Here is a 23,388-nt window from a genome sequence, read left to right on the forward strand (position 1 = left end):
GCGTCCCTTCACCCGCAAATTTAAACTAAGGAAAAATTGAGGCGCGCGCTTCCGTGGCGGTACCTAGATTTAGGCGGTTAACTACCCAATTTTCGGCTTTCCCTTTCAGGTCAACGCACTAACCTGTCGTGAACAGGCCCCTCCGGGCGTGGATTAAGCAAGGCGGAATTGTGGCAGAGCCGCGCGAGCGAGCGATACTGATCGAACGGGACAAGCCTCTGGCTTCGCTATCGGCCCTGATGGCGGGCGTTGCGGGCGGCCGGGGACACGTCGCGCTGGTCTCGGGAGAGGCGGGCATCGGCAAGTCCTCGCTGATCCGGCGTTTCCTGGCGACGGCGCCCGCAGGATGGCGCACGGCGCTGGGCGGGTGCGACGCGCTGTTCACGCCGCGCCCGCTCGGCCCGGTCGAGGATTCGGCGGCCGTGTTCGGCGCCGGATTCGAAACCCTGTTCCGGGAGGGCGCCGACCGGACGAAGTTGTTCAACGCGCTTCTAGCGGCGCTGGACGGCGCAAAAGGGCCCCACCTGCTCGTCTGGGAAGACCTGCACTGGGCTGATTTCGCGACGCTTGACCTGTTGCGCTTCCTCGGACGGCGGATCGCGCTGCTGCCGGTGCTGCTGGTGATCACGTTCCGAGGCAATGAGGTCGGCCCTGACCACCCGCTGAGCAAGGCCCTGGCCGAATTGCCACCAAGCAGCGTGACGACGATTGAGCTCGCCCCTCTGTCGGCGCGGGCGGTGAACCTGATCGCACGCGATGCGGGCCTGCCGGGGGACTGGCTGTTCGAGAAGACCGGCGGCAACCCGTTCCAGGTCGGCGAGATGCTGGCGGCTCTGCCGGCTGACGGATCGAGCCTGCCGGCGTCGGTGCGCGAAGCGGTCACCGCGCGGCAGGCGCGCCTTGATCCGCCGGCGCGCGACCTTCTGGAGCAGATCAGCGTGATTCCGGCGGCTGTGCCGCCCCCGCTGGCGCGCGCGCTGATGCCGGATGATGCCGACCGGCTGATCGCCGATCTTACCAGCCAGGGCATTCTTCAGGCCTCACCGTCCGGCGACTTGCGGTTCCGGCACGAGATTGCGCGGATCGCGACGCTCGACCGGATTCCGGCCGCCCGGCGCCGGGACTATCATGCGCGCATCCTGGAGGCGCTGAAGGCGCTCGATCCGGGCGCGCATCTCGATCAGATGGTGCACCATGCGGCCGGCGCACTGGATGGCGCGGCGGTGCTCGCGATTGCGCCTGAGGCGGCGGCGCGCGCGGCGGCCAGCGGCGCGCACCGAGAGGCGGCGGCCCACCTCGGCACGGCGCTCAAATTCGTCGACGAGGCCGGGCCGGATCTGGCGGCGACGCTCTATGAGCAATGGGCCTATGAAGCAGCGCTGGCGGCGCGGATCGATGACGAGGTGCTCGACGCACGGCGCCATGCGATCACGCTGTGGCGCCTGCTGGGCCGGCCGGAGAAGGTGGGCGAGAATTTGCGCTGGTTGTCGCGGCTGCATTGGTATCGCGGCGAAGCACCGGAAGCGGCGCGCCTGTCAGACCAGGCGATCCGGGTGCTGGAAAAGCTGCCGCCCTCGGCTGAGCAGGCGATGGCCTATTCGCTGCGTTCCCAGCTTCACATGCTGAACGACCAGATGGACGACGCCGTGGCCTGGGGCAATCGAGCGTTGGCGCTGGAGGCGCAGTTTCCAAACCCCGAGATCCGCGCGCATGCGCTGAACAATATTGGCACCGCGCTGGTCTTCCGTGGGCGGAGGGAAGGTGAGGCGATGCTGCAGGAGAGCCTGCACGTGTCGCTCGATCACGGCCTGCATGAACAGGCAGCGCGGGCCTATACGAACTTGTCCGAATATGCGGTGGCGTTCCGTCGCTTCGTTCTAGCCGAGAAGGTCCTGTCGGACGGGATTGCATTCGACAGCGAGCACGATCTCGACTCGTGGACCTATTATCTCTCCGGCCGGCAGGCCCTGCTGAGGCTGGAGCAGGGGCGCCTCAAGGATGCCGAGACGATTTCCTGCGGGGTGTTGGCGCGCGATGACCTGACGCTGGTGATGCGCCTGCCGGCGCTGCTTGTGCTGGCGCGGGCCCGGATGCGGATGGGCGCCTCCGACGCGGGCACGCTGTTGGACCAGGCCTATTCCGACGCGCTGGCGACCGATGAGCTGCAGCATGTGGTGCCGGCCCGGTTGAGCCTGATCGAGCAGGCCTGGTTGTCCGGCAACCTGGCCGCAGGGCAGGAACATCTCGATGCGCTGATGCTGCTGTCGGTGGACGACCGCCACCCGTGGAACATGGGGGAGCGGGCCGTCTGGGCGGCGCGCTACGGGCGCAGCGTGGACGGGCTGCGCCAGAACGATCTGCCCGAACCGTTCCGCCGGGAGCTGGACGGGGATTTCGAGGGGGCGGCTGCGGCCTGGCAGGCCTTGTCAATGCCCTATGCGGCGGCGCTGGCCCGCCTGCAGAGCCCGGACGGGGCGACGCTGTCGGTGGGGGTTCGGGAGTTGGAAGCCATTGGCGCACAGGCGGCAGCGGCGACCGGGCGCCGCCGGGCGGCCGAACTCGGCTTGTCGCGGGCGCTGCCCCGGTCAAGGCGGGGGTCCTACAGCGCGGCGCGCGACCACCCGCTTGGTCTGACGCGGCGCGAGCAGGATGTGCTGGCGCTGATCGTGAAGGGGTATTCGAACCGCGAGATTTCCGAAGCGCTCAAGCGCTCGCCCCGGACGGTCGAGCATCATGTGTCGTCTGTGCTGGCGAAACTGAATGCACAGAACCGGATGGGGGTGATGCTGCGGGTTCAGAAGGAGCCGTGGCTGCTTGGCCCGGACGCGGCGTGAGCGGGATCGCCGGGCAGGCAGACGGGTTCCGGGGATCAAATGGGGGGACGATCCCCGGAAAACGGTGGGACGCTCGCGCGCTGGGTAACGCTTAAACTGGCCGCTACTTCCCGTCTGCCTGCTGGCTGGTGCGGTGATGTATCCAGTGTCGGGCCGGGTCCATGCGTCATATGACGGATAGCGGCCAGCGCGCAGGAACGAGAGCAAACGCATGTCGAATGACGCAACCGGACGGTGGGGATCCCTGGGCGGGGCGGCGCTGTTTGCGTCGATCACGCTGTTCATCTCGATCGATATCCTGATGGATCATCAGGAAGGTGCACCTCTGACCCACCTCGTGGTGGAGGGCGTGATTCTGGTTAGCGCTGTATTCGGATTCTGGACGATGATGATGAACATCTGGGGGCTGCGCCGCGCACTGAAGGCGGCGCGGGAGGATGCCACCCACTGGCAGGAAGCCAACCGCAACCTGGTGCAGGGGCTAGGCGCGGCAATCAACCAGCAGTTCGCGGCCTGGGGGCTATCTGACGCGGAGGCTGAGGTCGGCCTGCTGCTGCTGAAGGGACTTTCCCTCCAGGAGATCGCCGACCTTCGCCAGACAAGCGAGCGGACCGTGCGTGAGCAGGCAAGGGCCGTTTACCGTAAGGGCGGTCTGTCCGGCCGCAACGAATTGTCGGCCTTTTTCCTTGAGGACCTGCTGCCCGATCTGGCGGACTAGCGGCCGAGGCGGCGGCGGAATTCGCTGTAACCGAAATCACTGACCGGTTCGATGCGGCCGTCTTCCCACCGGATGGCGAGGTTGGCGAGCGGCGTGCCGTTGAATGTATTCGTCTTCACGAAGCTGTAGTGCATCTGGTCGGTGAAGATGATCTCGTCGCCGGGCTGAAGCGGCTTGTCGAAGGAATAGTCGCCAATGATGTCGCCGGTCATGCAGGTCTTGCCGCCGAAGCGGTAGGTGTGTGCCTTTTCTCCGGCGGCGCCGGCGCCGATCACGTCCGGCCGGTAGGGCACTTCCAGCACGTCCGGCATATGGGTCGAAGCAGAGGCGTCGAGGATGGCAAGGTCCATCGCGTTCCAGTGGAGCGCGAGCACGGTGGCGTGCAGTTCGCCCGTGTTGACGACGAGGCCGGCGCCGGGCTCGAGAACGACCTCGACGCCGAAGCGGGCCCTGAAGGTCTTGATCGCCTCGATCAGCGCATCGACGTTATAGCCCGGCTTGTTGAGGAAGTGGCCGCCGCCGAAGTTCACCGCCTTCACCTGGCCGATATAGGGCGCGAAGTGTTCGGCCACAAAGTTGATCAGGCCGACCGAGCCGTCGGCCATGCTTTCGCAAAGGGCGTGGGCATGGAAGATGTCGACGCCGGACCAGTCCACCTGCGAAAGCTTTTCCGGCACTTCGCCGAAGCGGCTCGTCGGGGCGGTGGGGTTGTAGAGGTCGCCGCCGAGCGTGGCGTTGGAATAGCCGGGGTTCACGCGCAGGCCGACCTGGCAGCCGGCATCGCGCGCGATGTCGCCGAAACGCGCGAGCTGTTCGGCGGAATTGAAATAGATGTGCTGGGCGACTTTCGTCAGCCTGCGGACTTCATCTTCCGTATAGGCCGGCGAATAGACGTGGACTTCCTTGCCGAATGCTTCATGACCCATGATGGCTTCATGCTCGCCGGAGGCCGTCGTGCCGTCGAGATAGTCCCGCATCAGCGGGAAAGCCGCCGGCATGGCGAAGGCTTTCGTGGCGAGCAGGATCTTGCACGCCGCCTCTTCACGCACGCGTTTGGCCGTCTCCAGGTTTTTCCGGAGGCGGGCGGCGTCGAGGACGAAGCAGGGGGTGTTGATCTCGGTCATGTCCGGTATCCGCTTATCCCCGCGAAGGCAGGGGTCTGGTCATGCAGTCCTGACCGCTCTGGATCCCCGCTTTCGCGGGGATACGCGGCACGGGAAGGCTCAGGTCACAACCTCAAACAGCTCATCCTGGTCGCCCGGGTTGATGTCGATGATCGTGGTGGGCAAGCCGCGTTTGGCGACGTCGTCGAGGAAGGGCTTGGCCGGGAATTGTTCGACGTTGAACACGCCGGGGCCTTTCCAGATGCCACGGAAGAACATTGCCGCACCGGAGACGGGCGGCACACCGGTCGTGTAGCTGACCGCTTGCGCGCCGACTTCCTTGTTGGTTTCGGCATGATCGCAGACGTTGTAGAGCATCTTGGTCAGCGGCTTGCCATCCTTCTTTCCACGGATGATCACGCCGATCGATGTCTTGCCGGTATAGTTTTCGGCGAGCGACGAGGGCGGCGGCAGCAGGTCGCGCAGGAATTCCATCGGCACGATGTCCATGCCCTTGTGCTTGATCGGCTCGAGCGAGATGAGTCCGATGGATTTGAACACTTCGAGGTGCTTGATGTAGGCATCGCCGAAGGTCATCCAGAAGCGGATTTGCTTGAGGCCGCGGATGTTCTTGACCAGGCTTTCCTCTTCCTCATGGTAGATGAGGTAGGATTTGCGCGGGCCGACTTCCGGATAGTCCACCATCGTCTTGATACTGAGGGCCGGGATCTCGATCCACTCGCCGTCTTTCCAATATTTCCCGTCCTGCGTGACTTCGCGCAGGTTGATCTCGGGATTGAAGTTGGTGGCGAAGGTCTTGCCATGGTCGCCGGCATTGCAGTCGACAATGTCGATGTATTCGATCTCGTCGAACAGGTGTTCCTGCGCATAGGCGCACCAGATGTTGGACACGCCCGGATCGAAGCCGCAGCCGAGGATGGCGGTGAGGCCGGCCTTCTTGAACTTGTCCTGATAGGCCCACTGCCAAGAATATTCGAACTTCGCCACATCGCGCGGCTCGTAGTTGGCCGTGTCCATGTAGTTCACGCCAGCCTCGAGGCAGGCATCCATGATTGGCAGGTCCTGGTAAGGCAGGGCCATGTTGATCACGAGGTCCGGCTTCACCTTCTCGATGAGGGCGACCGTCTCGGCGACGTTGTCGGCATCGACCTGGGCAATCTCGATCGGCGTCACGCAGTGCTTGGCGACCTTCTCGCAGCTCGAGAGGCGGCGCGAGGCGAGCGTGATTTTCTTGAAAGTGTCACGGTCCATCGCGCACTTCTTGGCGACGACCGAACCGGCTGCGCCGGCACCGATGATGAGCACATTGTCCATGGCAGGGCATAACTCCCGGGTAGGGTGGAAAGGATGGCCTCCCCTTAAGGCAGTTCGGCTGGGGCGGCTAGGAGGGGGCTAGATAGTGTGGGCGGGCTCGTGGCACAATCGGTAGCCTGTCCACAGGGGAATCGCCATGATCGCCAAGACACCTGCGCCGCCCTACTGGGCCGTGATCTTTTCAGCCGTGCAGAGCGGCGACGACACCGCCGCCTATGAGGGCATGGCCGAACGCATGGTGAAGCTGGCGCACGACCAGCCGGGGTTTCTCGGCTACGAGTCGGCGCAGGCCGAAGGCAATGCCGAGATCACGATCTGCTATTGGGACACCGAGGAGAACCTCAAGGCTTGGAAGCAGAACTCCGCGCACCTGGAGGCGCAGCGGATGGGGCGAGAGGTCTGGTACTCGGCCTATCATATCCGCATCGTACAGGTGACGCGTGCCTACGGGTTCTGAGGCGTCAGGCTTCCACCTCTCGGGTAAGTTGCCGTGTCAGGCCTTCGATTCGTCTGGCATTTGTGCCGAGATCGGACAGGCCGACACGCGAGCGGGAATAGACCGCCATGCGGGTCATCTGGTTTTCGGACGGATGCAGCAGCACGTCCACATCATCCCGGAATCGCAGGGCCGGCGTGACGGCGACCCAGCGAATATGGATGTCACCATTGGCTTCGGTGCGCCGCTCAGCGCCGGGCTCAAGACGCAACAAAGCGTCCGCCAGAATTTCCGCACTGGCTGAAAACTCCGGCGCGGAAGAATAATTGTTGGCGGCTTTGCAGATGTCCGGGGCGCAGGCGAGGGCGCGGTTCGGAGCAAGCCCTGGTTCGAGTAGATCGAAGCGGATCCAGTCACCGGAGGGCTTGGGCGCCGTGGTGCAAGCGGCGAGCAGCAGCAGGCCAACCAGAGCGAAATTGAGGCGATGGGTCATGCGCACGACTCTCTGTTTGCTGACATCTTGTACGTTGCATTTCCGGAATGGATGACCTCCTCGCGGCAGCGCGAGTCTGAACAATCCGCAATGTACTCGGGCATTACCATCCTTGAATCGCCTCAATTCGGCCTGCTGCGCCGTGTGCCCTAGACCTCCCAACGCAACCTGCGCGGGCCCGACCGGGCCGCGCGCATCAAGACTGGGAGTTTTGAAATGACTATTACGAGCTTGCTTATCTTCCTATTCATCGGCGCTGTTGCCGGCTGGCTTGCCGGCGTCATCGTCAAAGGCTTCGGCTTCGGCCTCATCGGCAACATCATTGTCGGTATCGTCGGCGCCTTTGTCGCCGGACTGATCTTTCCCGCCATCGGCCTGAGTATCGGCGGCGGTATTCTGGGTTCGATCATCTACGCTACGCTGGGCGCGGTGGTCCTGCTGTTCTGTATCCGTCTCGTCAAAAGCGCCTGATCGCTTCTGACCACCGGACCCTAAGACCCCCTCTCTTCGGCCCGGCGCGGTATGACCCGGCATCAGCGGCGTGGCGGGAGGGGGCATCCCGGCCGGACGGGCCGGTTTCCACCCTTCAAGCTTGATAATGACATCCGGCGCGTAACACGCTATGCCGCCCGCTTATTTTTGCGGGGGCCGCGCCGATGACGATCCGCCATTTCCTTGACCTCTGGCCGCTCGAGCGGGCGGACCTGCGTGCGATGCTCGATGAAGCACATCGCATGAAGAAGGCCCGCGCCGGCTGGACCAAGGGCCGCATCGATGCGGGCGCGCCGCTGGACGGACATACGCTGGCGATGATCTTCGAGAAGGCCTCGACGCGGACGCGCTTTTCCTTCGACATGGCGATGCGCCAGCTTGGCGGTTCGTCGATCACGGCGAACAGTTCCGACATGCAACTCGGCCGGGGAGAAACCATCGAGGACACGGCGAAGGTCCTGTCGCGCTTCGTGGACGCCGTGATGATCCGCGCCAATGACCATACCGATATCGAGACCTTTGCCGAGGCCTCCAGCGTGCCGGTGATCAACGGACTGTCGGACCGCTCGCACCCCTGCCAGATCATGGCGGACCTGATGACGCTGGAAGAGAGCGGCGTGACGCTGAAAGGCGCGCGTCTGGCATGGGTGGGTGATGGCAACAATGTGTGCGCGAGCTTCATCCACGCCGCGCCGAAGTTCGGTTTCTCGCTGGCGATCGGCACGCCCTCGCGCTATGCGCCGGACGAGGACGATCTCGAGATCGCCGCCGAACTTCAGGGCCGGATCGAGTTGTTCGACACGGCCGAGGAGGCCGTCGCCGGGGCCGATGTGGTGATTGCCGACACGTTCGTGTCGATGGGCGATCTCGACGCCGAACTGCGGCTGGAGATCCTAGAGCCGTTTGCGGTCACCGAAGAGCTGATGGAGCTGGCCAATGGCGGGGCGAAATTCCTGCACTGTCTGCCGGCGCACCGCGGCGAGGAGGTCGATGCCGAAGTCATCGACGGCCCGAACAGCCTGGTCTTCGATGAGGCCGAGAACCGGTTGCACGCGCAGAAGGCAATCCTGCGCTGGTGCTTGCAGAAATAGGGCGATGGTGATCACGAATGCGTGCTCCCCTTGGCGACGCGGCGGGCGCGCTTTAGGTTTGCGTCATGCCTGACAGCCTTGTACCCACTGCGAAGTTCGTGGATCCCGACATCACCGCCAAGGGGGAGACGCGCGCCAGCGTCGCTTGGGCGGGGCTGAAGACGCTGTGGTTCAATACCGGCACGCTGTGCAACATCAGCTGCGCGAATTGCTATATCGAGAGCAGCCCGACGAATGACCGGCTGGTCTACCTGACACGCAGTGATGTGGAGCCGTATCTGGATGAGCTGACTGCGCCGACCGAAATCGGCATCACCGGCGGCGAACCCTTCCTGGCGCCGGAGATCATTGGCATGTTCAAGGCCGTGCTGACGCGGCGTCACTCGCTCCTTGTGCTGACGAATGCGATGCGCCCGATGATGCGTCCGCGGGTGCATGCCGGACTCGTGGATCTCGCCGGGCAGTTTCCCGGCAAGATGACCTTGCGCGTGTCACTCGATTCGCACGACGCGGCCTTGCACGATGCCGAGCGTGGTGCAGGCGCCTTCGAGGAAGCGTGCAAAGGGCTCCGTTGGCTCGCCGATGCGGGGATCGGCCTTGCCATCGCCGGCCGGAAGGCGCTGCATGAAGACGAAGCGGCCGCTCGCGCAGGCTACCGTGAGCTGATCGCCGCATTGGGTCTGGGCCTTGATGCCGACGACCCAAAGCAGCTGGTCCTGTTCCCCGAGATGATTGCGCGGGACGACCCGCCGGAGATCACGACAGCCTGCTGGGGCATCCTGAACAAGGCGCCGGAGAGCATCATGTGTGCCAGCCAGCGCATGGTGGTGCGCCGCAAGGGCGCGCCGGGGCCCCGGGTGTTGGCCTGCACGTTGCTGGTGGACGATCCGGCCTTTGACCTGGGCAATACTTTGGCCGAGGCGACAGCGGCGCCGGTCAGGCTGAACCATCCTTGGTGCGCCAGTTTCTGCGTGCTGGGCGGCGCCAGCTGCTCGGCCTGACGGCCGCCCCCTTGTCGTTCGGGCGCCTCGCTGCCACATGGGGCCACTTGAAATCCCCGCGAGGCGCACCCCATGACCCAGAACGCCCACGATACCGGCGACTTTGCCGCCAGTTTCCAGATTGAAGGCCGTCCCGTGCGCGGGCGGGCTGTTCGCATGGGCGCTGACAGCGTCTCGCCGATCCTCGCCCGGCACGACTATCCGCCCCACCTGGCGAAGATCCTCGGTGAAGCGATCACGCTGGCGGCGCTGGTTGGCACCTCGTTGAAATTCGAAGGCCGCGTGCTGGTGCAGGCGGAGGGGGATGGCCCGATCAGCCTCATGGTAGGCGAGTATGCCAGCCATGGCGGGGTGCGCGGGTATGCGCGCTTCGACAAGGATGCCTGGGCGAACCTGGAGCGCGTCAACAAGGGCGCTGAACCCCATATGCCGCAATTGTTCGGCCGCAGTGGGCGGCTGGGCCTGATCCTGATCCATGACAATCCGGACGTGCAGCCCTATCAGGGCATCGTGCCGCTCCACAAGGCAACGCTTGCTCAGTGTGCTGAGGACTACTTTGCAATGTCTGAGCAGGTGCCCTCGCGCATTCGCCTCGAAGTCAAACACCTGGACGGCTATGCGGGTTGGATCTCCGGCGGCATGATGGTGCAGCGCATCGCCGGCGACGAAACGCGCGGCGATACCGATGAGGAATGGCGCGAAGCCGAAGCCCTGTTTGCGACGCTGACACCGCAGGAGCTGGTCGATCCGGAGTTGCCGATGACGGAACTGTTGTTCCGCCTGTTCCACGAAACGGGCGTGTCGCTCGAGTCCGGCATGGCAGTTGCGGACAAGTGCACCTGCAATGAGGAGCGCCTCGTATCGACGCTACGCCAGATGCCGGATGAGTCACTGCGCGAGCTGGTGGAGCCCGATGGCAACCTGTCCATCGACTGCCAGTTCTGCGCGCGCCATTACACGGTCGGGATCGATCAGGTGACCGGCCCGGTCAATTAGGCCGGGGTCTATTCCGGCGCGTCCATTGCCAGGATGATCTGGGCATAGCCGCGTGCAAGCCGGCCCATGTTTTCGACGCTGGTGCGTTCGTTGGTGCCGTGAAAGCCCGTCAGTTCCTCCGGTGTCAGTAGCGAAGGCTGGAACCGGTAGACGTTGGGAGTGATCGCTTCGGCATAACGCCCATCGGTGGCGCCGAGCACCAAGCCGGGTGCTGCGGGCGCGCCGGTCAGGACCGCTTCGGATACGCTGGCGAGCACGGCATAGGCGCGGTTGTCAGTGGGGGAGACATTGGAGGCGCCCTTGCCGCGGATGCCTTCCTTGCCGAGTTCCACCGAAATGCCGTCAATGCCGGACGTGACCGTCTTCACGTGCTCAATGATTTGGTCTTCGGTGTTGGAAGGGTGAATTCGGAAATTCACCGTTGCGGTGGCACGCTGCGCAAGGACGTTCTCCTTCGCTGAGCCGGCGAGCATCGTCGGCGCCGTGGTCGTGCGGATCATCGCATTGCCGGCGGGAACGTCCGCGAGCTGACCTTCAATGGCCCCCTTGAACAACCAGAGGTTCGCAAAGGCCATGCGCTGCCCAAAGGGCATGTCCTTGCCAGCAGCCTTGAACATGTCGGACGCCGGAGGTTGGTCGAGTGCCGACGGCATCTGGTTTTCGTCCAAGGCCACAACCGCCCGGGCGAGACGCACCGCTGCGGAATCGCGGGGCGGCGTCGACGAGTGGCCGCCTTCACCGGTGGCAACGATGTCGAGCGTCACATAGCCCTTCTCTGCAATGCCGATGAAGCCCATCGGCTTGCCGGTCAGCGGGGAGGGATTGAGCACCATGAAGCCTTCATCGAGGGCGAATTCGGGCTCGACACCGCGCGACTTGAGCAGTGCCACGCCGGCCTCTGCGCCGGAGCCCGACACTTCTTCATCATGGCCGAACATGAACAGCAGGGTCCGCTTCGGTTTGAAGCCGGACTTTGCGAGCGCTTCGGCCGCCTCCATCAGCCCGACGAGCGAGCCTTTGTCGTCGATCGCGCCGCGGCCATAGATGTAGCCGTCGATGATTTCACCGTCGAAGGGTGCGCCGGTCCAGTCGCCCTCGGTGCCGATATTCACCGGCACGACATCCTGGTGCGCCATCAGCAAGAGCGGCTTCAGGGAAGGATCCGATCCCGGCCATGTGTAGAGCAGCGTCAGCGTGTCCGGAACGAGTTCTTTCGTCATGGCCTCGTGCGCAGCCGGATAGGTCGCTTCGAGCCAGGCATGCAGCGCCAGCCACTCGCCTTCCTGTCCGGGACGGGGATCGCCGCTGGCGAGGGTCACGGTCTTGAAACGGATTGCCTCGGCAAGGTGCTGTGCGCCAAGTTCTGCCGAAATTTCCGGGGGTTCGGGCAACGAGACACGGTTGCCGACGGGTGCGCCGCCATAGTTGACCGTGTTGAACACGACGAGACCCACAAGCGCCGCAAGGGCAAGGCCGAGTCCGATGAGAATGTTGCGGATCATGTCCTGCGTGCCTCCCGTTCTTTTTGTTGCAGGATCGATTGCGCCGGGGGGGCGCTGCGTCAAGCAATCATCCGATAAAAAATGACTTGGCCGTCACCTTTAGGCGCGGCAGTGTGGCGCACATGCCCCAAACATCTTCGAAGCGTCTTTCGTTTCCACGCGTGCTGGCTTTTGCATCGCTGAGCATCCCGATTGCCGGCGTCGGCCTGCCGGTCGGCGTGTACCTTGCGCCGCTTTATGCCAACGAGGTCGGCCTCGGGCTGGAGATGACCGGCCTGTTGTTTATGCTGCTCCGGTTCTGGGACATCGTAACCGACCCGGTGATGGGGTACATGGTGGACCGGTACCGCAGCCCGCTCGGGCGGGTGCGCCACTGGATCCTGCTGGCTGTGCCGGTGCTGGGGATATCGACCTTCTTCGTCTACATGCCGCCGCAAGGGGCAGGGCCGGGGTATTTCATATTCTGGATGCTGATTTTCTATGTCGGCTTCACCTTGCTCCAGACGTCGCGGTCATCCTGGGTGCCGGCGATCGCGAGCGACTATGACGACCGGTCGCGTCTTTTCCTCTGGCCCGAAATCATCTCGGTCGCGGCGATGCTGTTCCTGCTTGCGGTGCCGTTGATCCTCCAGATCGGCGGCGTGAAGGCCGACCGGTTCGGGCAGGTCGCGGTGATGGGATGGATCCTGATCATCGCCTTGCCGCTCGCCGCCGGGCTGGCTTGCCTCTTCGTCCCGGATCCACCGCTCAAGGGCGAGTCGAAACAGGTCGAGAAGTTCGAGTTCAAGCCGCTGATCGCCGCGATCCGCAATCCGGTTTTCAACAAGGTCCTGTCGATCGAGCTGCTGGTTTCAACGGCCATTTCGGTGACGGCGGCCAACTTTCTCTTCGTCGCCGAGTTCGCTTTCGGCGCCAGCGACGCGCAGACGAGTCTTGCGCTGATGCTGTTCTTCGTCATGGCAATCATCGCCCTGCCATTCTGGCTGTGGCTGGCCAAGCGCACCGAAAAACGCACCGCCTTTTTTGCGGCTGTGACCTGGTCCGGCGTATCATTCATGGCCTTTATACCGCTTGCGCAGTTTGCCAATTATAATGTGTTTCTGGCCGCGTCGCTGGTCGCCGGTATCCCGTTCAGTGCGCCGATCTTTCTCTCACGCGCGATGACGGCCGATGTGGTCGAGCTGCAGGCGGCGGAGACGGGCGAGAACCGGGCCGGCAATTTCTATGCGCTGCTGACCAGCTTTAACAAGGTCGGCTCCAGCCTGGCCTTCGGTGTCGGTTATTTCATTGTGGGTCAGATCGCCGGATTCCATCCGCGTGAGGAGAATTCGGAGGCTTCGATATTCGGGCTCGTTCTGGTTTTCGGGTTCTTGCCTGCGCTGCTTTACCTGTCAGCCGGCCTGCTTGCGCGGACCTATCCGCTGACCCGGGCCGTGCAGGAAGACACCGCGCGCCGGCTGGAGACGCGTATCGTGATCACGGAAGCGTCGAACTAGAAGCCGCCGCCTTCGGCAAGCCAGTCGAGTTCTTCCGGCGTGCTGACGCGGCCAACGACGGCGTTGCGATGCGGGAAGCGACCGAATTGGCGGATGACGTCCTGGTGGCGTTTCGCATAGTCCAGGATGGTGAGGGTGTAGTCCTCGTAGCCGGGGCGGGCATCACAGTGGAGCGCCGCCATCAATTCCACCGCGCGGACCTGATCGCCGGCATCTTCGGAATGTTCGAGGGGCAGATAGAAGAACACGCGTTCCGGTTCGGACAGGGTCAGATCCTCACGCGCGGTCAAACCCTCCTTGCACAGATGAAGCGCCAGCTGGTCCTGCGCGAAGGCGCGGGGATTGCCGCGAAAGATGTTGCGGCTGAACTGATCGAGCACAAGGATGGCTGCAAGCCGTCCGCGCGGCCCGCGCGCCGCCCAGTCGGCAGCGAGCGGCCCGGCGGACAGGATTTCGAGCAGCGTCAGGAACCGCTCCTTGAGCGTCTTGTCGAGTTCGGGGCCGCCGCTGAACCAGATCTTGTTCTGTGCCTTGAGCGCCTCCGGCCGGGAAGCGGTTTCGCCGATCCAGAAGGCGATGATGTCATGCGGGGCAGGCAGTCCCGTCATGTCGCAGGCCGGGCCGCGACGACCATGTAATTCACGCTGGTATCACCGGCGATTCTCCATTGGCCGGACAGGGGCTGGAACACGACGCCGACCGTGTCCTTGATCGTCAGGCCCGCGCCGGACAGCGGCGCGCGGACATCTTCGGGGTCGAGGAATTTCGACCAGTCATGCGTGCCCCTCGGTAGCCAGCCCAGAATGTACTCGGCGCCAATGACCGCTGTTGCGAGCGCCTTGGCCGTCTTGTTGAGCGTGGCGACGACCATCAGCCCGCCGGGATTCACCAAGCGGGCGGTGTCGGCCAGGAACTGCGCCGGATCGGCAACGTGCTCGACGACTTCCAGGTTCAGGACAATGTCGAACGGCGGCTCGCCGGAGGCGAGCAGGCCTTCGGCTGTGCCGGCGCGGTAGTCGATCCTCAGGCCTTGTTCCACGGCATGGGTGAGGGCGGTCTTGATATTGGCTTCGGAGGCGTCGACCCCCGTCACCTTGGCGCCAAGGCGGGCCATCGGTTCGGACACCAGACCGCCGCCGCAACCGATATCGAGCAGGCGAAGGCCTTCCAGCGGGGCGCGCAGGCCGAGCTTGAGACCGAAATGGGCTTCTGCGGTTTCCCGAAGGAATTTCAGGCGCACCGGATTGAACCGGTGTAGGGGCTTGAACTTGCCGTTCGGGTTCCACCAGTCGGCCGCCATGGCCGAAAATTTGGCCACTTCGGCCGGATCGATGCTCGGTGTGACCGGAACGTCGGTAGACGCGTCAATTGTTCTCGCCATCATTTAGCAATCCTGTTTGATCCGCGCCGAACTTTACCCTAGAGGGGCGAAATATAGGACGCCCCGGACGGGGCAGGTAGTCGGTTGGGGCGAAATGGCGCGCACGGTACTGAAATTCGGCGGCACATCGGTCGGCGATCTGGACCGCATTGCCAATGTGGCGGAAATCGTGGCGGCCCGCGCCGCCAAAGGCGAGCACATGGCTGTGATCGTCTCGGCCATGTCGGGCGAGACCAACAAGCTGGTCGCCCTGGCGGACGGTGCGGCCGGCAAGGACCTCGCCCGGCATCTTTACGATGATGAGTACGACGTCGTGGTCGCCTCGGGCGAGCAGGTCACAGCCGGCCTTCTGGCGCTGGCCTTGCGCCGCCGGGGCCTGAAGGCCCGTTCCTGGCTCGGCTGGCAGCTGCGGCTCAAGACCGACAACAGCCATGGCCGCGCGCGGATCATGGGCTTTGACGATTCCTCGCTGCCGGACTCGGTGGATGCGGGGGAGATTGCCGTCGTGGCCGGTTTCCAGGGCGTGACCGACGATGAGCGGGTGACCACGCTCGGCCGGGGCGGTTCGGACACCAGCGCTGTGGCCGTGGCGGCCGCGCTCGGCGCGAAAGTTTGTGATATCTATACTGATGTGGACGGCGTCTACACGACCGACCCGCGCATGGTGCCCAAGGCTCGCCGGATCGACAAGATTTCGTATGAAGAGATGCTCGAGATGGCCTCGCTCGGCGCGAAAGTGCTGCAGACGCGCTCGGTCGAGCTGGCGATGAACCACAATGTCCCGGTCAGGGTGCTGTCGAGCTTCGTGAAGCCCGGCGAGGAATCCCCCGGAACGCTTGTCTGTGCAGAGGAAGAAATCGTGGAAAAGCAGGTTGTCAGCGGCGTCGCCTATTCGCGGGACGAAGCAAAGGTCACGCTCTACGGCGTTCCGGACAAGCCGGGTTCGTCGGCCAAGATCTTCTCGGCGCTGGCGAAAGCGGGTGTCAATGTAGACATGATCGTTCAGGCGAGCTCGCGCGAGGCGTCCAAGGCGAACCTCGTGTTCACTTGTACCGAGCGCGACAGCCCGTTTGCCCGCGAGACGCTGGAAAACCTCAAGGCCGAAGTCGGTTTCGAGCGGCTGGAAGTCGTGCGCGACGTGTCGAAGATCTCGATCATCGGCGTCGGCATGAAAAGCCATACCGGCGTTGCCGAGAAAATGTTCACTGCCCTGTCGGAAAAAGGCATCAACATCGATGTCATCTCGACTTCCGAGATCAAGATTTCCGTTCTGATCGGCGCCCCCTATACAGAACTGGCCGTCCGGGCCCTACATACGGCCTTCGGTCTAGACGCTGAGTGATCAGCCATCCCGTTCGGGAGATCATGCCTTACAATATGCCGGCCACCCGCGTGCTCATGAACAACCTTCGCCAGGTGATGGCGGAGGATGGAGACACGCGTTCCCGGCTCGACCATGTGGTGCGCCTGATCGCGACGACAATGGTGGCGGATGTGTGCTCGATCTACGTGCGCGAGGCAGATGGCGCCTTGCTGCTGATCGCCACCGAAGGCCTGAGGCCGGAAGCCGTGAACAAGACCCGCTTGACCGAGAACGAAGGCCTTGTCGGCTTCGTGGCACGCACCGCCGAACCGATTGCGATCGAGGATGCGCCGCGCCATCCGGCCTTCTCCTACCGGCCGGAAACGGGCGAAGACCCGTTCCACGCCTTCCTCGGCGTGCCGATCCTGCGTACCGGCGGCGTGACCGGTGTCCTGGTCGTACAGAACCAGACCGAGCGCACATATGGCGAGGAAGAAATCGACACGCTGCAGACCATTTCCATGGTTCTGGCCGAGATCGTCCACACGCTGAACGAGGCGCCGTCGCCGCAATCCGCGCCTGATCGGCGCATGCGTGGGGCGGGGGGCGGCAACCTCAAAGGCCGGGTCTTCTGCGAAGGCCTCGGGTTCGGTCGCGCCGTACTTCATGATCCTGTCGTGCCGCCGGCGAAGTTCTTTGCTGCCGATCAGGTCCAGGAAGCCGAGCGCCTGAACCAGGGTCTCGTGGACCTGCGGGCGGCGATCGACCGGATGATGCTGATCGACGGCGCCGCATTGGGGGAGGACCCCCGCGACGTGATGGAGACCTACCGGCTGCTGGCATACGACACGTCCTGGGCGGAGAAGTTGCACGAAGGCATCCGGGCGGGCCTGTCCGCTGAGGCGTCGGTCGACCGTGCCCGGCGCGAACACCGCGCCAAGCTGCAGCATGCCCGCGACCCCTACTTGCGCGAGCGGCTGCATGATCTGGAAGACCTGGACAACCGGCTGTTGCGCGTGCTGGGCGGGGAAGAGGGCAAGCTGCTGATTACCGGAGACGAAAGCGTGCTGGTGGCGCGCCGTCTCGGGCCCGCCGAACTGCTGGAATACGCCAAGGCGGGCCTCAAGGGTCTGCTGATGGAGGAGGCTGCGGCCTCCTCGCACGCCGCCATCGTGGCGCGCGCGCTCGGCATTCCGGCCATCGGCGGTATCGAGGGGCTGACAACCCGGATCGAACAGGGCGACTACATCATTGTCGATGCCGAAGAGGGCAGCGTCCATATCCGGCCGGACGATGTCGTCTACGACGCTTACCGGTCGCGGGTCGCGCTTCGCTCGGAGCGTCAGGCGGAATATGCCAAGCTGAAAGGCCTTCCCGCCCGCACGCTGGACGGCACGGACGTATCGCTGATGCTCAATGCGGGCCTCGATCTGGACCTCGACATGCTCGAGCAGGCGGGCGCTGACGGAGTCGGCCTGTTCCGCACGGAATTCCAGTTCCTCGTGTCGGAATCGCTGCCGCGCCTGGAAGACCAGATATCGCTCTACAAGCGTGTACTGGACCGTGCGGCCGGCCGGCCGGTGGTCTTTCGCACACTGGATCTGGGCGGTGACAAGGTCCTGCCGGCGCTGAGCCAGTTGCGGGAAGAAAATCCGGCGTTGGGCTGGCGGTCGATCCGCTTCGCGCTCGATCACAAGGGCCTGTTTCGCCGGCAGTTGAGGGCGCTGGTGCGGGCCTCCGGCGAGCGCCCGCTGACCGTCATGTTCCCGATGGTGACCATTCCGGAAGAGTACCGCGCGGCCAAAGCGCTGCTCATGGAAGAAATTGCCTGGAGCGCAAAAAAGACCGGCAAGCAGCCCTCGAGGCTGGAAGTCGGCGTGATGCTGGAAACCCCTGCGCTGGGCTTTGCGATGCAGGACCTCGGCCCGGAGGTCGATTTCCTCTCGGTCGGCACCAACGATCTGCTACAGTTCTTCTTCGCTGCGGACCGGATGACCCCGTCGGTCAGCGAACGCTATGACCTCGTTGACCCCGCGGCGCTGCGGTACCTGAAAATGGTCGCGGAGATCTGCAAGGCGCACAAGATCCGCTTGTCGGTCTGCGGAGAGGCCACAGCGTCGCCCCCTGTTGCGCTGTGTTTTGCGGCGCTCGGCTATACCAGCCTCTCAATGGCGGCCTCGGCGATCGGCCCGGTCAAACAGGCGCTCCGGAAAGTGGACCTCAATGCGTTCCGCAAGGGTCTTTTCGAGCGGATGGACAAACCGAACGGATCGTTCCGTAACCAAGTGTTAGCACTTGCGGCCGAGCATGGCATCGACACTGCTGACAGTTGAAGCGTGTTGCGGCAGCAGATACACGGCCCTACGTTGTATTGGACCGGATCTTGCCCCGATTTCATTTGGTGGCTGATTTGGTCAATGAGATTGGTAGACAATGGCACAAAACGTATCGCCAGAGCCGGAAAACACAGCAAAACCCGGAGAAGAAGATCGGGTGGAAGATAACGGAACGAACCGTTCTAACGTGATGCCGATATCGCCCGTGGCGGCCCGGCAGCTGGATGCGCACGAGCGCCGCCAGCGCGCAGACGAGATTTTCCGGTCCGGACAGTATGAGGGCGAAGAGCTCCGCATGGGGCAGGTGCTGCGCCGCGTCCGCGAATCGCTGGGCCTCGATCTGGCCGAAATCGCCAGGATCTCGCGCATCCGCGAGAATTTCCTGATGGCGATCGAGCGGATGGAGCTGCAGACCATCGCGAAGGGCTATCTCGTGCCCTACCTGATCGCCTATTCGAAGTACTTGGGCCTGCCCGAGCAGGATGTCGTCCAGCGTTACACGCGCGAGTGCGGCGCGGTCGACGAGGTAAAGACTTCGGCGCCAGTGCCGAAAATCGGCCAGATCAAGAAGAATTCCAGCAATGTGCCGCTGATCGCGGCGATTGGCGGCGCGTTGGTCGTGTTCCTTGCCGGCGTGGTGACCGCAGTGGTCCTGATGAACAAAGGCCCGGAAGAAGTCGTTTCGCCGACGGTTGTGGCCGTCAGCGGGGCCCGCGACAGCCTATTCGCCGATACCGATGCCGCCACGGCGGTGCCGACCGACCTGCCGCTGGAAATCGTGGCGGTCCGTCAGGGCTGGCTGGAAATTCGTGGATCGGATGGCACCATCTTCCTCAGCCGCACGATGGCAGAGGGCGAGAACTATTTCCCGCGCCTGAAAGCCGGTTGGACCGTTTCGGCCCGCAATGGCGGTGCCTTCGAGTGGCGCGTGGGAGACCTGTCGGTGGGCCCGCTTGGCCCCGAAGGCGCCCAGGTGTTCTCGGTGAGCGTGGATGATCAGTTGGTGCATGCCGCCGAAGTGGTTGCGCAGGCCGCTGCAGAAGTGCCTCCGGTTGCCGCTAACGGCAACGCGGCTCAGTAGTCGCCCCGCCCCAGACCCTTTACCTGCAGCGCGCGCAGCGCCACATGAGGGGCTGACAGGAAGCCCGAAAAGGCGCTGAATAAGCCCATGAGCCACAATCCAATCCGTCCCTGGCGCAATATCGAGCGCCGAAAGTCCCGCCAGATCCGTGTGGGCAACGTGCTGGTCGGCGGTGATGCGCCGATCGCCGTGCAGACCATGACCAATACGCCGACCGAGGATGCGGATGCGACCATCCAGCAGATCCTGCGCGCGGCCGAAGCGGGCGTCGATATCGTGCGCGTCTCTTGCCCGACCGAAGAGTCGACCGCCGCCATGCGCGCCATCTGCAAGGCCAGCCCGGTGCCGATCGTGGCGGACATCCATTTCCACTACAAGCGCGGGATCGAAGCGGCAGAAGCGGGTGCAGCGTGCCTGCGGATCAATCCCGGCAATATCGGATCGCATGCACGCGTGAAGGAAGTCGTCGCCGCCGCACGTGCCAATGGCTGTTCGATGCGCATCGGCGTCAATGGCGGCAGCCTGGAGCGGCACTTGCTGGAGAAATACGGGGAGCCGTGTCCGGACGCGATGGTGGAAAGCGCGCTGGACCATGCGCGCATTCTAGATGATCTGGGCTTCCACGATTACAAGATCTCGGTGAAAGCCTCGGACATGTTCCTCACCGTGGCAGCGTACCAGCTGCTGGCGGAGGCGACCGATGCGCCACTGCACCTCGGTATCACCGAGGCGGGCGGTCTGCGCACGGGGACGGTGAAGTCCTCTATCGGCATGGGCGCACTGCTCTGGGCCGGCATCGGCGATACGATCCGCGTGTCGCTCTCGGCCGATCCTGTCGAAGAAGTGAAAGTCGGCTACGAGATGCTGAAATCTCTCGGCCTGCGAACCCGGGGCGTCAACATCGTCGCGTGCCCGAGCTGCGCACGTCAGGGCTTTGACGTAATCTCTACTGTTGAGATTCTTGAAAAGCGGCTCGCGCATATTTCCGAACCGATCTCGTTGTCGATCATCGGCTGCGTGGTGAACGGTCCCGGTGAAGCGGCGCTGACCGATCTCGGATTCACGGGCGGCGGCAAGGAAAGCGGCAAGATGTTCGTGGCCGGACGGCCGGATCACAATGTTTCGAATGCTGATATGGTCGAACACATCGTGAAACTGGTCGAGGAGAAGGCCGCGAAGATGAAAGCCCAACGCGACGCCGAGCAGGTGCCAGCGGAGTAGGGTCAGGCGGGCCCGCAGGTGCTGATCGGAACGAGCGCGGCTGCGGCGTCATAGAGGTCCTGGCTGGGCGCGAGGCGGCGGACCAGGGCGAGCGCTTCGGGATCCTTCACGCGCACAACCGTTTCTCCTTCAGCGGCAGTAACGGTCTGGTCCGTCAAGGCGACCACGACGGTCAGCTTGCCAGGCGCGTCAGGCTGGCGTGCGTCCAGAGAACCGGCATAGATATTGTCCGTATGCGCATCAAAGATGGATAGAGAGCCATATTCGGGCCAGGTCGGAACAGACAGGGTCACCGATCCGCCGCTGAGGTCGATCAAGCAGATGGCATAGGCGAGGTCGGGTGCCGGACGCACGATAGTCTGGGTTTGCGGAGTGACGCGTGGGCTCATTTGCCAACTATGGGTCGGCAGGCCTGCGTCGAGAAAACGGCTGCGGGCCTTGCCCATGATATAGCCGGGCAGGGCATTCAGCACTGTAAAATGGACGGCCACCAAACCGGCGACAAAACCCGTTGTGCCGATCACCGGGAAACGCATCAGCCAGCCTCCCCGCAGCTGATCTTCTCGATGCCGGGCGGGCTGAGCGTGCCAATCGGGTTTTCGATCAGGGCGGCTTCCGGTTTGTAGAGGCGCAGCGTCAGGTCGAACGAACCGGCCGCGCGGCTGGAGACCCAGCCGCCCTCCGCTGGGATGGGCGACACGGTGAAGGACCAGGCGGTCGGGTCTCCGGCGGCGACCGCGTCAGTCAGGTCATAGGACAGGGCATTGTCGGTATTGTCAGGCAAATAGCTCTCGTCATTGTAAAGTGTGACCGACCACCATTGTGCGGGCAGGGCGCCGCCGACGACCTTGTAGGTGCAGGCGTCGGTGAGGCGATCGCCGTCATCGTCGGTGTTGCGGGTGAAATAGACGGCTTCGGTTTTGGTCAGCGCCAGAAGGCCGTGTCGGGCAACGCGGGCGCGGGTCCAGGGATTGGCGGCGGCGGAGCCGATGGTCCAGTCACTGACCCAGTCCTTCACATCGATATTGCCGCTGAGGTTTACGCTGGAGCCCACGATTCCGGCAGCGGCCAGCGCGCTGCCGAGGCCCACCAAGGCGCCGAGGATCAATCCAACAAGAGCACTGACTATCTTCATTCGAACACGGTATCGTGACGGGACACGGACGCAAGCCGGCTTGAAACCTGCTGGGCGCTGGCAGCGGATATTGCTAGCAAGGGCGTCGCAGAGCATCGGTCGGAGCGCACTATGATCTTACGAATATTGCGGTGGGCGGGCCTGACATTTCTGGCGGCTCTGACCCTGCTGGTCGCGTCAAGCTGTACGATGCTCGGGCTGAATTATGCCAGTCTGGAGACCGCGAACAAGGCGTCGCCGATGCCGCCTCTGGATTTTGCGCGCCTGCAGACTCCCGATGGCCGCGCCGAGGCAATGCAGATGCTGGAAGACACGCTGTACGGTCCCTGGCCGGTCGGGCTGCCCGTCAGCACGGGCGTCTGGCGGATGATCAATCCCGACTATCTGGACGGCAAGGGCACGCTGGAGGAGCTGGACATCACGATCGGCCAGGGGCCGGGTGCGCGCCTGTTTCATCTGGTGGCCGCATTTCCAAAAGCGGCCGCACACAACCCGGTGGTCATCAGCCAGACCTTCAGCTCGAACTGCGCCACTTTTCCGGGCGAGGCTGTGACCAGCCAAGACGGTGATCCGTGTACGGCGGGCGACAACGGTCCGATGGTCACCTTCCTGGTGACCCATATGTTCGGCGAATACATCTCCGAGGCGCCGGTTGATCGCTTCTTCGATGCGGGCCTCGTCTATGCCAGTTTTCATGCGGGCGACTTCATCCCTGACAGCGAGGCGCTGGCCCCGAAGGCGCTCGCCGGACTTGGCGCGGAAGTGAACCCCACGAGCGCGCTCATGGCCTGGGCGTACGCATATTCCGCGGTCATCGATGCCTTCGAGCATGATCCGCGGGTCGATATCCACCAGACGTCCGTGATGGGACATTCCCGGCATGGCAAGGCCGCGCTGCTCGCCACCATCTGGGATCCGCGTATCGAGGCCGTGGTAGCGCATCAATCAGGATTTGCAGGCTCAGCGCTGTCGCGTTCGCAGACCGGTGAAACACTGGCGCGCATGGCGAAAAGCTACCCGCACTGGCTGGCGCCGGATGCTGGCAAGTATGCGGCCAATCCGTACCTGCTGCCGTTTGACCAGCACCTGCTGCTGGCGCTCATTGCGCCGCGCCGGCTGTTCCTCGGCAATGGCCGACGGGATGTGTGGTCGGATCCGAATTCGAGTTTCAGGGCCGCGAAGGCCGCAAGTGCGATGTGGGAGGTTGATGGAACGCCCGGGCTCGAACAGGACAGCATGCGGACCTTCGATTCTGCAGACGGCATCGTCTGGTGGCTGCGCCCGGGCGGCCACAGCATCGTCGATGAGGACATCGAGGCGTTCATCGCTTTCCTGAAAGCACGCCCCACACCTTCCGCAGCGTCACCGCCAGCCGAGTTGCCAACAGTAGCGGCACCCGGATAGACCTTCCCGAAACAATCAGTTGGGAGGCTG

General features: G+C 63.8%; 21 protein-coding genes. 13 read left to right on the plus strand and 8 right to left on the minus strand.

What is annotated here, in order from left to right; translation table 11 throughout:
• Positions 1–170 precede the first annotated feature (170 nt).
• A complete protein-coding gene (locus GC148_RS13845; RefSeq protein WP_291071594.1) occupies positions 171–2,834 on the plus strand; it encodes an AAA family ATPase in 2,664 nt (887 codons plus the stop codon).
• A 211-nt stretch (positions 2,835–3,045) separates the two neighbouring features.
• The gene (locus GC148_RS13850; RefSeq protein ID WP_291071596.1) at positions 3,046–3,552 is read left to right on the plus strand and encodes a helix-turn-helix transcriptional regulator; all 507 of its coding nucleotides are present in this window, start codon (positions 3,046–3,048) and stop codon (positions 3,550–3,552) included.
• Here GC148_RS13850 and GC148_RS13855 read toward each other — a convergent pair.
• The gene (locus GC148_RS13855; RefSeq protein ID WP_291071598.1) at positions 3,549–4,676 is read right to left on the minus strand and encodes a carboxynorspermidine decarboxylase; all 1,128 of its coding nucleotides are present in this window, start codon (positions 4,674–4,676) and stop codon (positions 3,549–3,551) included. The genes GC148_RS13850 and GC148_RS13855 overlap by 4 nt on opposite strands.
• A 99-nt stretch (positions 4,677–4,775) precedes the next feature.
• Positions 4,776–5,990: a saccharopine dehydrogenase family protein gene (locus tag GC148_RS13860; protein WP_291071600.1), complete on the minus strand. Its 1,215-nt coding sequence runs from the start codon at positions 5,988–5,990 to the stop codon at positions 4,776–4,778.
• A gap of 136 nt (positions 5,991–6,126) precedes the next feature.
• Between GC148_RS13860 and GC148_RS13865 the strand changes: the two genes are divergently transcribed.
• On the plus strand, positions 6,127–6,447 hold the full coding sequence (locus GC148_RS13865; RefSeq protein ID WP_291071602.1) for an antibiotic biosynthesis monooxygenase: 321 nt from the start codon (positions 6,127–6,129) through the stop codon (positions 6,445–6,447).
• A 4-nt stretch (positions 6,448–6,451) separates the two neighbouring features.
• Here GC148_RS13865 and GC148_RS13870 read toward each other — a convergent pair whose 3' ends face one another.
• Positions 6,452–6,919 (minus strand): DUF1499 domain-containing protein, encoded by a 468-nt coding sequence (locus GC148_RS13870; RefSeq protein WP_291071603.1) that lies wholly within the window; start codon positions 6,917–6,919, stop codon positions 6,452–6,454.
• 216 nt (positions 6,920–7,135) lie between these two features.
• Between GC148_RS13870 and GC148_RS13875 the strand changes: the two genes are divergently transcribed.
• The 4 genes from GC148_RS13875 to GC148_RS13890 all read left to right on the plus strand — a co-directional run bounded on the left by GC148_RS13875 (position 7,136) and on the right by GC148_RS13890 (position 10,499).
• Positions 7,136–7,390 carry a GlsB/YeaQ/YmgE family stress response membrane protein gene (locus GC148_RS13875; protein WP_291071605.1) on the plus strand — a complete coding sequence of 85 codons (255 nt, stop codon included), beginning with the start codon at positions 7,136–7,138 and terminating at the stop codon, positions 7,388–7,390.
• A gap of 185 nt (positions 7,391–7,575) precedes the next feature.
• The gene (gene argF / locus GC148_RS13880) at positions 7,576–8,502 is read left to right on the plus strand and encodes an ornithine carbamoyltransferase (protein ID WP_291071607.1); all 927 of its coding nucleotides are present in this window, start codon (positions 7,576–7,578) and stop codon (positions 8,500–8,502) included.
• A 65-nt stretch (positions 8,503–8,567) separates the two neighbouring features.
• Positions 8,568–9,503: a radical SAM protein gene (locus GC148_RS13885; protein WP_291071609.1), complete on the plus strand. Its 936-nt coding sequence runs from the start codon at positions 8,568–8,570 to the stop codon at positions 9,501–9,503.
• 72 nt (positions 9,504–9,575) lie between these two features.
• Positions 9,576–10,499: an Hsp33 family molecular chaperone HslO gene (locus GC148_RS13890; protein WP_291071611.1), complete on the plus strand. Its 924-nt coding sequence runs from the start codon at positions 9,576–9,578 to the stop codon at positions 10,497–10,499.
• A gap of 8 nt (positions 10,500–10,507) precedes the next feature.
• Here the strand turns inward: GC148_RS13890 and GC148_RS13895 are convergent, their stop codons facing one another.
• Positions 10,508–12,001, minus strand: coding sequence for a M20 family peptidase (locus tag GC148_RS13895; RefSeq protein WP_291071613.1), 1,494 nt, complete (start codon positions 11,999–12,001; stop codon positions 10,508–10,510).
• Positions 12,002–12,123: 122 nt separating this feature from the next.
• On the opposite strand from GC148_RS13895, the gene GC148_RS13900 reads away from it, so the two are divergent.
• A complete protein-coding gene (locus GC148_RS13900) occupies positions 12,124–13,497 on the plus strand; it encodes an MFS transporter (RefSeq protein WP_291071615.1) in 1,374 nt (457 codons plus the stop codon).
• On the opposite strand, the gene GC148_RS13905 is transcribed toward GC148_RS13900, so the two are convergent.
• Positions 13,494–14,105, minus strand: a complete 612-nt coding sequence (locus GC148_RS13905) for a DUF924 family protein (RefSeq protein WP_291071616.1) — start codon at positions 14,103–14,105, stop codon at positions 13,494–13,496. The two genes, GC148_RS13900 and GC148_RS13905, sit on opposite strands and share 4 nt — an antisense overlap.
• On the minus strand, positions 14,102–14,878 hold the full coding sequence (gene ubiG / locus GC148_RS13910) for a bifunctional 2-polyprenyl-6-hydroxyphenol methylase/3-demethylubiquinol 3-O-methyltransferase UbiG (RefSeq protein ID WP_366063965.1): 777 nt from the start codon (positions 14,876–14,878) through the stop codon (positions 14,102–14,104). The genes GC148_RS13905 and ubiG overlap by 4 nt, the downstream gene beginning before the upstream one ends.
• 94 nt (positions 14,879–14,972) lie before the next feature.
• On the opposite strand from ubiG, the gene GC148_RS13915 reads away from it, so the two are divergent.
• The 4 genes from GC148_RS13915 to ispG all read left to right on the plus strand — a co-directional run bounded on the left by GC148_RS13915 (position 14,973) and on the right by ispG (position 20,819).
• Positions 14,973–16,220: an aspartate kinase gene (locus tag GC148_RS13915; protein ID WP_291071619.1), complete on the plus strand. Its 1,248-nt coding sequence runs from the start codon at positions 14,973–14,975 to the stop codon at positions 16,218–16,220.
• 23 nt (positions 16,221–16,243) lie between these two features.
• Positions 16,244–18,514, plus strand: coding sequence for a phosphoenolpyruvate--protein phosphotransferase (gene ptsP, locus GC148_RS13920; RefSeq protein WP_291071621.1), 2,271 nt, complete (start codon positions 16,244–16,246; stop codon positions 18,512–18,514).
• A gap of 193 nt (positions 18,515–18,707) precedes the next feature.
• On the plus strand, positions 18,708–19,598 hold the full coding sequence (locus GC148_RS13925) for a helix-turn-helix domain-containing protein (RefSeq protein ID WP_291071623.1): 891 nt from the start codon (positions 18,708–18,710) through the stop codon (positions 19,596–19,598).
• A gap of 87 nt (positions 19,599–19,685) precedes the next feature.
• Positions 19,686–20,819 (plus strand): flavodoxin-dependent (E)-4-hydroxy-3-methylbut-2-enyl-diphosphate synthase, encoded by a 1,134-nt coding sequence (ispG, locus tag GC148_RS13930; RefSeq protein WP_291071625.1) that lies wholly within the window; start codon positions 19,686–19,688, stop codon positions 20,817–20,819.
• Positions 20,820–20,821: 2 nt separating this feature from the next.
• Here ispG and GC148_RS13935 read toward each other — a convergent pair whose 3' ends face one another.
• Together GC148_RS13935 and GC148_RS13940 are read right to left on the minus strand one after the other, a co-directional pair.
• Complete coding sequence (locus GC148_RS13935) at positions 20,822–21,355, minus strand: DUF1254 domain-containing protein (RefSeq protein ID WP_291071627.1); 534 nt, start codon at positions 21,353–21,355, stop codon at positions 20,822–20,824.
• Positions 21,355–21,954: a DUF1214 domain-containing protein gene (locus GC148_RS13940; protein WP_291071629.1), complete on the minus strand. Its 600-nt coding sequence runs from the start codon at positions 21,952–21,954 to the stop codon at positions 21,355–21,357. Before GC148_RS13940 ends, GC148_RS13935 begins: the two co-directional genes overlap by 1 nt.
• A 111-nt stretch (positions 21,955–22,065) precedes the next feature.
• On the opposite strand from GC148_RS13940, the gene GC148_RS13945 reads away from it, so the two are divergent.
• A complete protein-coding gene (locus GC148_RS13945) occupies positions 22,066–23,358 on the plus strand; it encodes a hypothetical protein (protein WP_291071631.1) in 1,293 nt (430 codons plus the stop codon).
• Positions 23,359–23,388: the final 30 nt, after the last annotated feature.

This window comes from Hyphomonas sp. (genome assembly GCF_016125515.1).
Lineage (GTDB): Bacteria > Pseudomonadota > Alphaproteobacteria > Caulobacterales > Hyphomonadaceae > Hyphomonas.